Consider the following 14,145-nt stretch of genomic DNA (forward strand, 5'->3'; position numbering starts at 1 on the left):
GACGCTTGTCGGTATCGACCGGCCGCCGGCCTCGATCGTCGGTCCGGTTCCGCAGGGCAGCGGCACCGGCCGGTCCAGGTCCGGCTCGGCGACCCCGGCGGCGGGCAGCGTGGCGACCTCGCCGACGGCCAGCGGCAACGGTTCGGTCCACCGCCGGTACGGGTCCACCGAGCGGGCCGGGGTCGAGTTGCGGAACAGGATGCTGATCTCGTCGGTCCGCAACGGCTGGTCGAAGGTGACCGTCCCGTCCGGGGCCACCGCCCCGCCGCGTACCCCGTTGTCGCCGATCACGGTGACCCGCCAGGCCCGGCCGCCCGCCACCGGGTCGGCGGTGGTCAGCCGCAGGCCGGTGATGGTGCGGGGGGTCAGCCAGTTCAGCTTCAGCCAGGGGCTCGGATCGTCGGTCGCCGCCCACCAGGCGGTGGCCGGGTCGCCGTCCAGGATGGCGCCCGGCCGGGCCACCGGGTCGGGCAGCCGGGTCGAGGAGGCGGTCACCCGGGGCGCCAGACCCAGCGGGCGGGACTTCGCCGCCTCGGCGTCGAGCAGGGCGCTCAGCGCCGGACCGGGATGCGGGCGCACCCAGAGCGCGGGCTGGTAGTCGGCGCCGGCCGGCAGGGTCACCGTACGGTCGATCAGCCGGCCGTCCTCGGCGGCCCGGGCCACCCCGCTGGCGCAGCGCGGCTGGCCGTCGTCAAGGAAGAAGCAGGACGGGGTCGTGGGGGCCGCGGAGAGCACCACCGGTCCCGGCTTCCCGGTGGCGGGGGCGGGTGGCACCACCAGGGTCCGTTCCGCCGTCACCCCGGGGATCTCCAGTTCGGCGATGCCGACCCGGCCCTGCCCGGTCCGCATCGGTACCGCGTTCTCGATGATCACCCGGAGGCGGCTGGTGGCGTGCACGCCCGGCAGCGGCACGGTCAACTCGCCGTCGAACGTGTCGACGGTCAACTGTTCCGGTCCGCTGCGGACGGTGACCTCGGTCGGCAGCATGTCGGCGTCGGTGTCGAACCGGATCCGCACCTGACCGATCCGGGTCGGCTGGGCCAGCTCGACCTCCAGCCACTGCCGGATCGGCGCCCCCGGGCTGGTCCGCCAGGAGGTGGTCGGATCACCGTCGATTGCCGCGTACGGATGGTGGGCCGGCCGGGCGCCGGTGAGCGGGTGGGGCTGGGACCAGGCGCTGGAGGCGGTCACCCCGGCGATGCCGTGGTAGCGGACCGCGGTGGTGTGCCGGTCACCCCAGTCGGGCAGGTAGTCGTGCCGGGGGGCGTCGAGCAGCCAGCGTTGGTCCGGTTCGACGGTGGCCGAGGTGTTGTCGTGCAGCAGTCCGAACGAGACCTCCCGGCGGCGCAGCCCGTCGGTGGTCGCCACCGGTCCGGTGGTCAGACCTTCGGCCGCCGCCAGGTCGCCGGCGAGGATGGTGGGTGCGGCGCCGAGCTGGCCGGCGGCGGCGAGGTCGAGCAGCGACTCCGGGCCGCCGACCACGGTGCCGACGGCGCTCGCCTCGTACGCCACCACGGGGGCGACGGGGCGCGTCACCTCGTACACCTCAAGGGCCCGGACCGGGACGTCGAGGCCCTGGTCGGGGTAGTTTCCCGGCCGGGCGCCGCCGCCGACGGTCGGCCCGAACGCGGCGACCGGCCGCAGCCCGGGTGAGCGGGCCAGCGCCTGCCGGACGACCAGCGGCCGGGCCGCCCGGGACGCGCCGTAGTCGAGGTCGGAGCGGAACAGCAGGTACCGGACACCGGAGCGGGCCAGCAGGTCGGCCAGGCCGGCCGAGCCGGCGCCGGTGGCGAGCGTTGTCTCGACCGCGTCGAGCAGCCGGATGGTGGTCGGCGGGGTGAGTGGGATCGAGTTGCGGACCGCCCAGGAGCTCTCCAGCAGCGGCTGGGTGATCTCGTCGGCCGGCGCGCCCCACCGGTAGCCCGGGAACCGGGCGGCCGGCGCCACCAGGACCCGGTCCCGGCCGAGCCGGTCGTCCAGCCAGCCGCCAGCCTCCCGCCAGTAGTCGGGTACCGCGGCGAAGCTGCCGGTCGGGGGCAGCCCGCCGGCCAGCGCGGGGCTGGCCACCACTGCGATGCCGGCCAGCGCGGCGCTGACCACGAAGACGGCCCGCTGCCGGGCCCGGTGCCAGCCGGGGCCGGCCACCCGGGCGCTGCGGGTCAGCACGCCGAGCAGATGCACCAGGCCGAGCACCAGCGGCAGCCGGAGCACCACGTCGAACTTGTGCACGTTGCGCAGCGGCGCGCCGGCGCCGTCCAGGAAGGAGCGCTGGGTCTCGGCCAGCAGGCCGTCGACGGCGCCGACGTGCCCGAAGGCGACCATCGCCAGGCCGGCCAGCAGGCCGGTGACCAGGAACCGGCGGTGCGGCATGCCGCGCCGGGCCAGGCCGGCCAGGCCGACCGCCGTGACCAGCAGGGTCGCCACGATCAGGGTCCGCTCGGTGGCGAGCCGGGAGCCGACGTCCCAGGACCGGCCGTACGCGAGCCAGTGGCTGGCGCCCCGCGCGACGGTGACCAGGTCGGTTACCCGGGTGGTCACCTGGGCGGTCTCGATGAAGTCCAGGAACGGCGGGCTGTAGCGGCCGAGCACCAGCAGCGGCACCAGCCACCAGGCGGTGGCGGCGGCGACGGCCAGGCCCCAGGCGGCGATCGCCGTCAGCCGGCGGCGGAGCGGGTGCAGGGTGAGCAGCCAGAGCACCGCCAGCGGGACGACGGCGAGGACGGCGGTGGCGTTGACTCCGCCGGCGCAGGCGACGGCGAGCGCGGACCAGGCCACCGGGCGGCGGATCGAGCCGCCGCGGGCGAGGCCGATCAGCGGCACCAGTACCCAGGGGGCGACCGCGCTCGGCCAGGCCTCGACCGAGATCGGTCCGAGTTCGGTGAGAATCCGCGGGGAGAGGGCGAAGGCGACGCCGCCGACGATGCGGGTGGCCGGGGTGCCGATGCCGAGTCGGCCGGCGAGGGTGATCGCGCCGGTGCAGGCGACGCAGAGCAGCAGCGCCCACCAGAGCCGCTGCACCACCCAGGCGGGAACGCCGAGCGCGTCGCCGGCCAGGAAGAACGGGCCCATCGGCCAGAGATAGCCGTAGGTCTGGTTCTGCAGTTGGCCGAAGGTGCCGTCCGGGTTCCAGACGTGCAGCGAACGTTCGATCCAGCCGACCGGGTTGACCGCCAGGTCGACCTTGGTGTCCATCGCGACCAGGCCGGGTTCCTGCAGGAACGCCAGGGCGGTGAGCGCGACACAGACCGCCGCCGTACGCAGCCGCCAGACCGTGTCGGCCGCCTCGACGGGGACGGCCTGGAACGGTGGGCGGCGGGTCTTCACCCGGCCGCCGTCCGGGGCGGTCACCGCCGTCGTCATCGCATCTCCCGGTTCCGCCGCCGCCCGATCACGCTGCGCCACCCCTTGATCGGGCCGTCCGAAATGGTCCGCCGGTGACCCGTTGCCTTCCGGTCCGGCGGGTCATAGTGTGGCGCGGTCGTGAACATTACTCGGCAGTAGGAGTGGCCGTGCGCAGCTCTGACACCCCCGGACGGCACGTGCTCTTCCTGAACTGGCGGGACACCGGCAACCCGGAGGGCGGCGGTTCCGAGGTCTACGTCGAGCGGGTCGCCGCCGAACTCGTCAGCCGGGGTCATCGCGTCACGGTCCTCTGCGCCGCGTACCCGGGCGCGGCCGGCGAGGAGCTGACCGGCTCGGGCGTGCGGTTGCTGCGCCGGGGCGGCCGACACACCGTCTACCTGCGCGCCGCGGTCGCCTGGCTGGCCGGTTGGCTGGGGCTGGGGGCGGTGGCCCGGCGTCCGTACGGGATGCCTGACCTGGTGGTGGATGTCGGCAACGGACTGCCGTTCCTCTGTCCGCTCTACACCCGACGTCCGGTGATCGCCCTGGTCCATCACGTACACCGGGAACAGTGGCCGGTGGTGCTCGGCGCGCGGGCGGCCCGGATCGGCTGGTGGATCGAATCCCGGTTGGCGGTCCGGGTCTACCGGCGGTGCCGGTACGTGACGGTCTCGTCCGCCACCCGGGACGAGTTGGCCGGGCTGGGTGTCGACCCGGCCCGGGTGACCGTCATCCACAACGGCACCCCGGAGCTGGTCGGCCGCCCCGCCCCCCGGGCGACCGAGCCGACCCTGATAGTGCTGGGTCGGCTGGTGCCGCACAAGCGGGTGGAGCTGGCGCTGCGGGCGGTCGCCGAACTGGCGCCGCGATTCCCGACGATCCGCCTGGTGGTGGCCGGTCAGGGCTGGTGGGAGGAGCGGCTGCGGCAGGTCGCCGGCGAGCTGGGCATCGCCGGCCGGGTCCGGTTCACCGGGTACGTGACGGACACGGACAAACACGCGCTGCTCTCCTCGGCCTGGCTGGCGTTGACTCCCTCGCTCAAGGAGGGCTGGGGGCTGACCATCGTGGAGGCCGGCGCGGCGGGCACGCCAGCGGTGGCGTTCCGCTCGGCGGGCGGGGTCGCCGAGGCGATCCGGGACGGGGTCACCGGGCTGCTCGCCGCGGACGAGGACGACTTCGTGGCCCGGGTTGGGGAACTGCTTGCCGATGACGTCCGGCGGCTGGCGATGGGCGAGGCGGCCCGCGCCCACGCCGCGACCTTCACCTGGCCGGTGGCGGGTGCCCGGTTCGCCGGGCTGGTGACGGTGCTGGCCGGCGAACCGGTGCCGGCTCCGGCCACCGCTCGGTTGGCACCGTGACGGGCCGGCCGGTGGGCATCCGGCGCCGTTACCGGTCGCCGTAGAGTTCCGGCTGGCGGGGGCCGTCCTCGGCGTTGGCGGCGGAGTCGACACTTATCGTCAGGTTCGGAGCCAGCGCCGCCACACCCAGCAGAGCGAGTACCGCCCCGACCACGCCGGCCAGCAGCAAGGTGACTGGTTTGGGCATCTGAAACCCTCCTAGGTCGATGCTCGTCGCGGCACGTTACCACGGAGTAGGCGTGCGGAACAGGCGTCGTCGGGCGCGGTATATCAGCCGCCCGAGCGCACCTGCCAGGACCACCGCCGCGAGGCCGGTGCCCAGCATCGCGATCGGCCAGAGCGCCGGGCGCCGGGCCGGCGCCGACTCGCCAACCGAGCCCGCCGGTCCGCCGGCAGCCGGGTTCTCGTAGAGGGAGAGATCCGGTCCGAGGTGGACCGGCCGGAGCCCGGCCAGGGCCGCCGGCGGCACCGTCCCGCCGACGCCGTGCTGCACGACCACCCAGCGCACCCAGGTCTCGCGGATCGACCCGCCGCCGGCCACCAGGTCACGGATCCGGTCCACCCGCCGGTTCTCGCCGGCCACCACCAGGTCACCGACGAGCAGCGTGTCGTCGGTGAGCACCTCGACCGGCAGGTACCGGGGCAGCGGGTCGATCACCACCGGGCCGGAATTCCAGGGGTAGGACCGGTACATGCTCAATGGCAGCGAAAGCACCGGACCCGGCTCAGCCCGCACCACCGCCGCCACCGTTCGCCAGTCGTCCGGGTACCCCGCCGGCCGCAGCCGCCCGGCCGCCCCGAACGCCAGATCCGGCAGCACCACCACCGGCAGCAGGACCAGCCCGACCAGCGCGATCCGGTCACCGGGCCGGCGCAGTCGGGCGACGGCCCGCTCCGCGCCGAGCGCGGCACAGACCACCAGGAATCCCGCGTACGGGATGAGCAGCTTCTGCCCGTCGCGGAGCAGCCCGGCGCCCGGCACCTCGGCGACCAGCCAGCGCAGCACCGCCCCGCCGCCGGGCAGCGTGCCGGCGGCGGCGAGCAGGAACACGCCAACCGCCAGCCCGGCGAAGCGGGTCGCCGACCCGGCCTGCCACCGGCGGCGCAGCAGCGGGAACCCGGCCGCCGCCAGCCCGAGCAACCCGATGGTGACCAGCGGGACGAAGACCGAGCCCCGGCTGAGCGGGGTGGTCTGCGCGTTCCAGATGCCGCCGGTACCGGCCAGCGCCAGGTAGGGGCCGGCCCAGTTCTCGGCGCGGGCGGCGAACGCGGCCACCCCGTCCGGGTCGGAGCGCCCGCCGGCCGTGGTGACCGCCGCCGCGGCCAGCCAGGGCGCATTGAGCGCCAGCACCGCCCCGAGCGCCACCACGGCCTGCCCCGGCCCGGCCAGCACCCGACCGACCAGCCCTCGGCCGGCCAGCCCTGGACCGGCCGGCGTCGGCCCGGCCGGCACCCGATCAGCCGCCTCCGGACCGGCCGCCTCCGGACCGGCCGTCTCCGGGCTCGGCGGCACCGGGGCTGGGCGACCGGAGCCGGGTAGCAGGGCGGCGGTGGTGAGCAGCGCCAGCACTCCGCCGGTCGGGGTAATCGCGGACGCGGCGGCGGCGACGACCAACCGGGGCAGCGCGCCCGGTTGCCCGGTACGCAGCCCGAGCAGGGCCGCCACCAGCCAGGGCAACGCCGCGTACGCCAGCAGCAGGCCCCACTGGCCGAGCAGCAGCCGCTCGGCCAGGAACGGGGTCCAGGCGTAACCGACGGTAGCCACCAGCCGGGTCAGGGTGCGTGCGGCCGGCACCAGCCGACCGGCGCCGACCGCCGCGAACCAGAGCACCGCCACCAGCACGATCCACTGCAGCAGCCAGCCCGGTACGACCAGGTTGGCCAGCGACACCACCGTGTCCTGCGGCACCGCCCGGGGCAGCGCGTCGGCGGAGGCGATCAGGTCGTCGCGCAGCGGTTGGCGGGGCACGAACACCATGTCGTAGCGGAGCAGATAGCCGGGCCCGACCGCCGGCCCGAGCACCAGCACGGTCACCGCGGCGGCGGCGAGGTGCAGCGGCAGCCGCTCCCGCACGCCGGGGGCGCTCAGCCAGCCCCGCACCGGATGCATGCTCGGTCGGCCCCGCACGTCAAGGTTTGCGCAGGACGATGACGAGGTTCCAGGTGAGCACCTCGCGGGCCGCCGGGACCCGGACGATCGGCCAGGCCCAGCGGGGCAGATAGCGGGGCAGGACCGCCACCACCTCGGCGGCGTCCTGGCCGCGTACCCAGCGCAGCATCTCGGCGACGGAGACGCCGAACATGCTCTCGCCGTACACGTTCTTCGGGGGGCGACCGTGCCGCCGCCGGTAACGCTGCGCCGCCCGGTGCCCGCCCAGGTAGTGCCAGGGGGAGGTCTCGTGGCCACCCCACGGGGAGAGCCAGTTGGTGTAGGAGAGATAGATGGTGCCGCCCGGCCGGGTCACCCGGACCATCTCGTCGGCCATCCGGACCGGCTCGGGCACGTGCTCCAACACGTTCGAGGAGAAGCAGACGTCGACCGATCCGGACCGCAACGGCAGTTCGAGCGCGCTGCCGAGCACCCCACCGGCCGGCATCGCGCCGCCCCGCGCGGACATCTCACCGGCGTCGCAGTCCACACAGACGATCCGGGCACCCGCGGCGCGCAGCGCGTCGGCGAAGTACCCGGCGCCGCCGCCGACATCGACCACCACGGCCCCGTCCAGATCCGTGTACGACCGCAGCTGGCCGACGGTGTCCTCGGCGAGCATTCCGTAGAAGTGGTCCGGGTCGGTCTGCTCCTTGCGGAACGCCCGGAACAGCCGCACCGAGCGGGCCAGGTCGGCCCGGTGCGGGACGGGCGGGGTCACCGTCGTACTCATCTCAGTCCTTCCGAAACAGCACCGAGTTGACGTAGCGGGGGCGGGGCAGCAGCACCCGGCGGGCGAAGCTCTGCCGGACCCGGGCGAGGTTGTCCCGCTGGTGGCCGATCAGGTCGAACCCGTCCAGCGGGAGCCAGTCCCGGTCGGGCAGCACGAAGCCGCGGTAGCCCCAGCCGCGCAGCAGGTCGACGATCGGCTCGACCGGCTGGATCCGCTCCTCGACCTCGACCAGCAGGGTCGGCGAGTCCCGCTGGATCGTCTCGGCGGCGCCGCGCAGCGCCGGCAGTTCGTGGCCTTCGACGTCGAGCTTGACGAACCGCACGTCGGTCAGCCCGAGCGCGTCGATGGTGGTACGCGGCACGGTTATCGACGGCCCGTCGCCGTACTCGATGGAGGAGGTCCCCACCGCGGGCCCGCCGGCGGGCAGATGGAGCTCGGCCTGGCCGGTGTGGTCGGAGACCACGGCCCGGACCACCCGGACGTCGGGGAAGGCGGCCTGGACACAGTCGGCGAGCTGGGCGTTGGGCTCGACCGCCACCACCCGGTCGGCGATGCGGCGCAGCCGGGCGGTCCATGGTCCGTACCAGGCGCCGACGTCGACGGCGGTGCCGCCGGCCGGCGCGAAGCTGGCGAGCCGGGCGAGCTCCGGCTCGACGCGGGGATAGACGGCGCGGATCGCACCGGCGGTGAGCCGCTCGGGCAGGACGGCCGCGAGCCGGGAACTGGCCCGGGTCAGCAGGCCGGCGGCACTGGTCATGCCGCGAGAGGCTAGCCGGTACGACGCCACCGGGGCAGTACCGGGGCTGGCCGTCCGGCACAATGGCGGCGTGTTCCGCAGCCGCGCGGCGCGGCGCCGCCCGCCCCGCCAGTACGGCCCATTTCGCGCATCGTCACGGTTGGTGGGCCGTGGCTGATGAGCGCCCGGAAAACGTAGGCGTGGCCGAGGCGCAACCGCACGGGGGCCGGCGCGGCGGGGTCGCGGGGGTGCGCCGCCTCGGGGCGGTCGGGGCTGCGGTCACCGTCTCCAGCGTGCTTGTCAACCTGCTCGCCTATCTGGTTCCGATGGTCGGCGCGCGGACGCTGCCGGCGGCCGAACTGGGCGCACTGGCCACGGCGCTGGCCGTTGGCGCGATCGCGGGGGTGCCGGGGCTCGGGCTGCAACTGGCCGTCGCGGTACACCGCGCCAAGCACGGCGTCACGTCGACCACTCGTGTCGCGCTCCGGACGGCCGGGGCGGCCGGTGGGGTTCTGGTTCTCGCCGCTCCGGTACTGGTCAAGGCGTTGCGACTGCCGGTGGCGCTGGTGCTGGCGTTGGCCGCGCTGACCGTCGCGGTGGTGCTGGCCGGCCGCTGGCTCGGTGAGCTGCAGGGGGACCAGCGCTTCGTACGACTGGCCGCCGGCATGGCGCTGCTCGCCGTCGTCCGCTACGGCGGTGTGATCGCCGGTCTGTTGCTCGGCGCCGGACTGGTCGGTTCGGTAGTTGTCGGGGTGCTGGTCGGCTGTCTCGCCCTGCCGGTGCTCGCCCGGCTCGCGGCCGGACAGGACAGGGTTCCGGAACCGTCGGGTGCGGCCGCTGGTAGTCGGATGACGGCGCGACAGGTGGGGGCGGCGAGCAGCGCGACGTTGGCGATGCTGGTCATCTCGTACGCGGATCTACTGCTGGCCCGGCAGTTGTTGCCGGCGGCGGAGTCCGGGGCGTACGCGGTCGGTGGGGTTCTCACCAAGGGGGCGCTCTGGGCGCCGCAGGTGGTCACGGTGCTCGCGCTGCCCCGGCTGGCGCGTGGCGACCGGCGGACCCGGACCGTGGCGCTGGCCCTGGTGGCGGCGTGCGGGATGGTGCTGGTGACGGCGGCGGCGGTCGCCGGTGGGCTGGCGTTCCGGCTGGCCGGCGGCCCGGACTACGCCGACCTGGCCCGGTACGCGCCGTTCTTCGCCGCCACCGGGGCACTGTACGCGCTCGCCTTCGTGCTGGTGAACGCCCAGATCGCGGCCGGCGCCCGGCGGCCGGCCGGCCCGCTGTGGGTGGGCGTGGTGGGGTTGACGGCGGGGGCGGTGCTGGTCGCCCCGCACACCATCGCGGGCGTGCTCGGTTGCGCACTGCTCACCGCCGCCGCGACGGTCGCGCTGCTGTTCTGGCTGACCGTCCGACCGGGCGCGCGGCGGGCGCCTGCCCCGCTCCCGGCGCCTCAGCCCTCGACGAGGTGAACACCAGTTACCCTACGGCGCGGTTTTAGCGTAACTGGTGTTCACCTCGTCGCCGGAGTCCTCCGACGACGGCGTGGACGGCGTCGGCCGGGTGGGGCGGCGAGCGGGTGATCGGCGGCGGTTGCGGAGAACGGTCGTCTAGAGTGCGGGCGTACCGGGAGTGAAGGAGCGGTGGGTTGCACCTGTCTGAGCTGCGCGGACGGCGGGTCGCGGTGTGGGGCACCGGGCGCGAGGGGGTGGCCGCGGTGAACGCGATCGCTCCGGTCGGGCCGGCCGAACTGGTCACCGTGATGGACCGGGAGACGTTCGCCGCGACCCCGTGGACGGGCCGGCTGGCCGAGATTGCGCCGCTGCACACCGGGCCGGCCGCGCGGGAGATCCTGCTCGGCTGCGACGTGGTGGTCCGCTCCCCGGTGATCGGCGAGACCCACCCGTGGGTGGTGGAGCTGCGCGCGGCCGGGGTGACGATCACCGGCGGCACCGCGCTCTGGATGGCCGAGCACGCCCCGGCCACCATCGGGGTGACCGGCAGCAAGGGCAAGAGCACGACGACCACGCTGATCTCCCACCTGCTGACCGCCGTGGACCGGCCGAACGTGATCGGCGGCAACATCGGCATCCCGGTGCTGGACCTGCCACCGGCGCCGCTCTACGTCCTGGAACTGTCGATGTACCAGTGCGCCGACCTGGCCGACTCGCCCCGGGTGGCGGCGCTGACCTCGCTGGTGCCCGAGCACCTGGACTGGGCCGGTGACGAGGCGGCGTACTACCGGCACAAGCTGAACCTGGTCGGGCACGGGCCGGGCCAGGTGGTGTTCAACGCGCACGACGAGCGGCTCGCGGCCGAGCTGGCGGCCCGACCAGGGCTGCCGCTGCGGCCGGCCGGGGTGCCCGAGTCGTTCCACGTCGCGCCCGGCCCGGACGGCGAACGCTGGGTGCACCACGCCGACCAACCACTCTTCCCAAGAGCCGCGTTGCCGCTGGTCGGCCGGCACAACGAGTGGAACCTCTGCGTGGCGCTCGGCGCGCTGGCGGCGGTCGGGGTCGACTGCGTCGCCGAGCGGGAGCGGCTGGCCGCCGCGGCCCGCACCGCGCCGGCCCTGGAGCACCGGCTCACCCCGATCGCCGACCCGTCCGGGATCACCTTCGTGGACGACTCGCTCTCGACGATCCCGCAGTCGGCGATCCACGCCATCGAGGCGTACGCGGACCGGCCGTTGACGGTGATCGTCGGGGGCGAGGACCGGGGGGTGGACTACCGGCCGCTGCGGGACTTCCTGGCCGAGCAGAAGATCGTCGCCACCCTGATCGGGGTGCCGGACAGCGGGTCGCGGATCCTGGCGGCCGTCGGCGGCGTCCCCACCGTCACCACTGTCGACGCCGACGACCTGGTCGCGGCGGTCCGGCTGGGCCGGGAGCTGACCCCGGCCGGCGGGGTGGTGCTGCTCTCCCCGGCGGCGCCCAGCTACGGCCGGTTCGACAACTACGCGCACCGCTCCCGCGTGTTCCGCCAGGCCATCGAGGAGACCGCACCGCCGGGGCAAACGATCAACTGACGAAAAGGCACGGTTCCGCCCCCGGTAGCGGGACTTTCCATCTGTTGATCGTGAGAGGTCAGGCGCGGCAGAGGATCTCGCCGTGCAGAATGCTGAGCCAGCCGTCCGGCGCAGCGGCCCAGTCCCGCCAGGCGGTGGAGATGCGGTCCAGGTCGGACCGGCTGGCGGCGCCGCTGGCCAGTAGCTGGTTGGCCAGGTCGGAGTGGAGAATCCGATCGGCCCACATGCCGCCCCACCACCCTCGGTCGGCGTCGGTGGCGAAACACCAGGTGCTGGCGGTGGCCGTGACGTCGGTGAAGCCGGCGGCGCGGGCCCAGGAGAGCAGCCGGCGGCCGGCGTCGGGTTCGCCGCCGTTGGCGCGCGCGGCCGACCGGTACAGCGCCAACCACTCGTCCAGCTCGGGCTGGGCGGGGAACCAGGCGAACGCGGCGTAGTCGCTGTCCCGGGCGGCGACCAGCCCGCCGGGCTTGCAGACCCGGCGCATCTCACGCAGCGCCAGCACCGGGTCGGCGACGTGCTGCAGCACCTGGTGGGCGTGCACGACATCGAAGCTGGCGTCGGGCAGGTCCAGCGCGTGCACGTCGGCCACCGCGAAGTCGATGTTGCGCGTACCCCGGTTGGCGGCCTCGGTGCGGGCGAGCCGCAACGCGTCCTCGGTGGTCTCCACGGCGGTGACCCGGCCCGGCGCGAGCAGCGCGGCCAGGTCGGTGGTGATGGTCCCCGGGCCGCAGCCGACATCGAGCAGCGACATCCCCGATTCGAGGTACGGCAGCAGGTGCGCCGCCGAGTTCTCGGCGGTCCGCCACCGGTGCGACCGGAGCACCGACTCGTGATGCCCATGCGTGTACGCGTTGCGGGTCACCATCTGCAGCCTCCTCACCGTTGCCCCAAGGCTATCCGTCATCCTAATATTCGGAACAATAATCCCGCCATATGGGATATGAATCCGGTCGACACCTGGTAGCCGGTGCCGGAGGATGGACCCGTGAGCGGGTCCGGGACACCATGGGCCGAGCCGGAGGGCCGGCGGGGCTAACGGGGCCAGCGGGGCTGACGGTCGGCGGGAGGGCTGACCGTGCCCGGGGCGCGGGCGGATGTTCCCGCCCGTCCCCCCGGGGCGCCGGCCTACTTCTGGTGGGCGATCTGGAGGAGGTTGCCGCAGGTGTCGTCGAGGACGGCGGTGGTGACCGGCCCCATGTCGGTCGGCTCCTGGGTGAAGCGCACGCCGAGCTCCCGCAGCCGCTCGTACTCGGCGTGCACGTCCGCCACGGCGAACGAGTTGTACGGGATGCCGTCGCCCACCAGCGCCTCCTTGAACGGCTTGACGGCCGGGTGCGCGTCGGGCTCCAGGACCAGCTCGACGCCGTCCGGGTCGTCCGGCGACACCACGGTCAGCCAGCGGAACTCCCCCATCGGAATGTCGTTCTTGGGTAGGAAGCCGAGCTTCTCGGTGTAGAAGCGCAGCGCCTTCTCCTGGTCGTCGACGAACACGCTGGTCAGGTTGATTCGCATCAGTTCTCCCGTTGGTCGCGCCGGAGCCATCGATCGGCGATGCGTTCCAGCGGCTGGCTGTTGAGATGGTGAAACTTGAACCGGCCCTCGCGTCGGGTCTCGATCAGGCCGGCCTCCTCCAGCACGTCGAGGTGCTGGGAGATGGCCTGCCGCGAGGACGTGAGCTGGTGTTTCATGGCCAGTCGGCTGCAGATCTCGAACAGGGTCTGGCCGTCGCGATCGGCCAGCTCGTCGAGGATCTTGCGCCGGGTGGAGTCCGCCAAAGCTTTGAAGACATCTCCCACGCCAAGCAGCATAGGCAAGCAACCACTTGCATATCAACCCCGGTGTCAGACGTACTTGACGTACGTCGCGTACGGGTAGATGCTGACGGAGACCGTTCCCGAATCGGAGGCCGCCTTCATGGCATCGGCAGATTACGACAGCTACTCCCAGGCCCGGGCACACTTCCGAGAGTTGCTCGACGCCGCGCGCCGAGGGCATGTCGCATCGGTACGACGGGACACCGACCGGCTGGCGGTCGTCGACGCTCGGCGCCTCCAGCGATTGCTCGCCACCTCGGCCCCATTCCGGGCACAGGTTGTCGCAGAGGCCGGTGGTTGGTCGGTGCTCCTTCCCGGCCTCCCGCTCGCCGCCGACGGCAACAGCCTCGACGAGGCGGTCGACGACATGGTTAACGCTCTACGCGAGTACGCGGAGGATTGGCACGATCGGCTCTCCGAAGCACCGAACCACGCCGCCAACTGGGCGCTGGTGCAGCTCATCGGGCTCAGCACCGACGAGCAACTTCGCGACTGGCTGGTCGGAGCCGAAACGGGCGTTACCGCGGCATGAGTCACCCAGCAATGAGCCGGGCGGATCACGCCCGGTTCTGCCACGTCGAAGGCTGGAGCCAGGTCCGCCGCGCTCGCGGTACGGCCACCAGCCACCACGAGACCTACGAGTTGGGGCTCCTCGACGGTCGGGTGCTGCGGACCCGGATAAGCCGCCCGGTCAATCGCGACACCTACGGCTCGTCGATGGCCCAGCACATCCTTCGTGACCAACTGGAGGTGTCCCGGGACGAGTTCTGGCGGTGCGTTCACGAGGGGGTCAAACCCGATCGGGGTCAACCCGAGGCACCGGCGGAAGCACTCCCCGCAGACTTGGCATACCTGCTGATCCACCGGGTCGGGATGCCCGAACGGCAGGTCGCCGGAGTGACCAGGGAGCAGGCCATCGAGATCCTGACCGAGTACTGGTCTGCCACCCCGCCTGGCTGAACGGGGAATCCCCCGGTCCGGGACCTTG

General features: G+C 73.7%; 12 protein-coding genes and 1 pseudogene. 5 read left to right on the plus strand and 8 right to left on the minus strand.

Features of this window, described 5'->3' with window-relative positions; genetic code table 11:
* Window positions 1–972: 972 nt before the first annotated feature.
* A pseudogene (locus O7627_RS32825) lies at window positions 973–3,360 on the minus strand (alpha-(1->3)-arabinofuranosyltransferase); the annotation flags it as partial.
* Between the two features lie 149 nt (window positions 3,361–3,509).
* On the opposite strand from O7627_RS32825, the gene O7627_RS32830 reads away from it, so the two are divergent.
* Entirely contained in the window at window positions 3,510–4,700 is a 1,191-nt protein-coding gene (locus O7627_RS32830) for a glycosyltransferase family 4 protein (protein WP_278097307.1), read from the plus strand.
* 28 nt (window positions 4,701–4,728) lie between these two features.
* Here the strand turns inward: O7627_RS32830 and O7627_RS32835 are convergent, their stop codons facing one another.
* Genes O7627_RS32835 through O7627_RS32850 form a run of 4 tightly spaced genes read right to left on the minus strand, consistent with a single transcriptional unit; the run spans window position 4,729 to window position 8,339 of the window.
* Window positions 4,729–4,887 (minus strand): hypothetical protein, encoded by a 159-nt coding sequence (locus O7627_RS32835; RefSeq protein WP_278097308.1) that lies wholly within the window; start codon window positions 4,885–4,887, stop codon window positions 4,729–4,731.
* A gap of 36 nt (window positions 4,888–4,923) precedes the next feature.
* Entirely contained in the window at window positions 4,924–6,801 is a 1,878-nt protein-coding gene (locus O7627_RS32840; protein WP_278097309.1) for a hypothetical protein, read from the minus strand.
* Window positions 6,802–6,829: 28 nt separating this feature from the next.
* The gene (locus O7627_RS32845) at window positions 6,830–7,582 is read right to left on the minus strand and encodes a class I SAM-dependent methyltransferase (protein WP_278097310.1); all 753 of its coding nucleotides are present in this window, start codon (window positions 7,580–7,582) and stop codon (window positions 6,830–6,832) included.
* 1 nt (window position 7,583) lies between these two features.
* Window positions 7,584–8,339 carry an FkbM family methyltransferase gene (locus O7627_RS32850; RefSeq protein WP_278097311.1) on the minus strand — a complete coding sequence of 252 codons (756 nt, stop codon included), beginning with the start codon at window positions 8,337–8,339 and terminating at the stop codon, window positions 7,584–7,586.
* A gap of 179 nt (window positions 8,340–8,518) precedes the next feature.
* Here O7627_RS32850 and O7627_RS32855 point away from each other — a divergent pair, with 179 nt between their 5' ends.
* The gene (locus tag O7627_RS32855) at window positions 8,519–9,787 is read left to right on the plus strand and encodes a polysaccharide biosynthesis protein (RefSeq protein WP_278097312.1); all 1,269 of its coding nucleotides are present in this window, start codon (window positions 8,519–8,521) and stop codon (window positions 9,785–9,787) included.
* A 176-nt stretch (window positions 9,788–9,963) separates the two neighbouring features.
* Window positions 9,964–11,343, plus strand: a complete 1,380-nt coding sequence (gene murD / locus O7627_RS32860) for a UDP-N-acetylmuramoyl-L-alanine--D-glutamate ligase (RefSeq protein ID WP_278097313.1) — start codon at window positions 9,964–9,966, stop codon at window positions 11,341–11,343.
* Window positions 11,344–11,401: 58 nt separating this feature from the next.
* On the opposite strand, the gene O7627_RS32865 is transcribed toward murD, so the two are convergent.
* The 3 genes from O7627_RS32865 to O7627_RS32875 form a co-directional block, all read right to left on the minus strand.
* Window positions 11,402–12,208 carry a class I SAM-dependent methyltransferase gene (locus O7627_RS32865; RefSeq protein ID WP_278098529.1) on the minus strand — a complete coding sequence of 269 codons (807 nt, stop codon included), beginning with the start codon at window positions 12,206–12,208 and terminating at the stop codon, window positions 11,402–11,404.
* 260 nt (window positions 12,209–12,468) lie between these two features.
* Window positions 12,469–12,855 (minus strand): VOC family protein, encoded by a 387-nt coding sequence (locus O7627_RS32870; protein WP_278097314.1) that lies wholly within the window; start codon window positions 12,853–12,855, stop codon window positions 12,469–12,471.
* Window positions 12,855–13,151, minus strand: coding sequence for a metalloregulator ArsR/SmtB family transcription factor (locus O7627_RS32875; RefSeq protein ID WP_278097315.1), 297 nt, complete (start codon window positions 13,149–13,151; stop codon window positions 12,855–12,857). The genes O7627_RS32870 and O7627_RS32875 overlap by 1 nt, the downstream gene beginning before the upstream one ends.
* A gap of 67 nt (window positions 13,152–13,218) precedes the next feature.
* Here O7627_RS32875 and O7627_RS32880 point away from each other — a divergent pair, with 67 nt between their 5' ends.
* Entirely contained in the window at window positions 13,219–13,689 is a 471-nt protein-coding gene (locus O7627_RS32880) for a hypothetical protein (RefSeq protein ID WP_278097316.1), read from the plus strand.
* A gap of 11 nt (window positions 13,690–13,700) precedes the next feature.
* Window positions 13,701–14,117 carry a hypothetical protein gene (locus O7627_RS32885; RefSeq protein WP_278097317.1) on the plus strand — a complete coding sequence of 139 codons (417 nt, stop codon included), beginning with the start codon at window positions 13,701–13,703 and terminating at the stop codon, window positions 14,115–14,117.
* Window positions 14,118–14,145 lie beyond the last annotated feature (28 nt).

The organism is Solwaraspora sp. WMMD1047, from assembly GCF_029626155.1.
In the GTDB taxonomy this organism is placed as follows: Bacteria; Actinomycetota; Actinomycetes; order Mycobacteriales; family Micromonosporaceae; genus WMMD1047.

Excerpts from the sequence above, each read along its gene's own strand:
- O7627_RS32835 (WP_278097308.1), bottom strand. The coding sequence starts at position 4,887 with ATGCCCAAACCAGTCACCTTGCTGCTGGCCGGCGTGGTCGGGGCGGTA.
- O7627_RS32845 (WP_278097310.1), bottom strand. The coding sequence starts at position 7,582 with ATGAGTACGACGGTGACCCCGCCCGTCCCGCACCGGGCCGACCTGGCC.
- O7627_RS32850 (WP_278097311.1), bottom strand. The coding sequence starts at position 8,339 with ATGACCAGTGCCGCCGGCCTGCTGACCCGGGCCAGTTCCCGGCTCGCG.
- O7627_RS32865 (WP_278098529.1), bottom strand. The coding sequence starts at position 12,208 with ATGGTGACCCGCAACGCGTACACGCATGGGCATCACGAGTCGGTGCTC.
- O7627_RS32870 (WP_278097314.1), bottom strand. The coding sequence starts at position 12,855 with ATGCGAATCAACCTGACCAGCGTGTTCGTCGACGACCAGGAGAAGGCG.
- O7627_RS32875 (WP_278097315.1), bottom strand. The coding sequence starts at position 13,151 with ATGCTGCTTGGCGTGGGAGATGTCTTCAAAGCTTTGGCGGACTCCACC.
- O7627_RS32880 (WP_278097316.1), top strand. The coding sequence starts at position 13,219 with ATGCTGACGGAGACCGTTCCCGAATCGGAGGCCGCCTTCATGGCATCG.
- O7627_RS32885 (WP_278097317.1), top strand. The coding sequence starts at position 13,701 with ATGAGCCGGGCGGATCACGCCCGGTTCTGCCACGTCGAAGGCTGGAGC.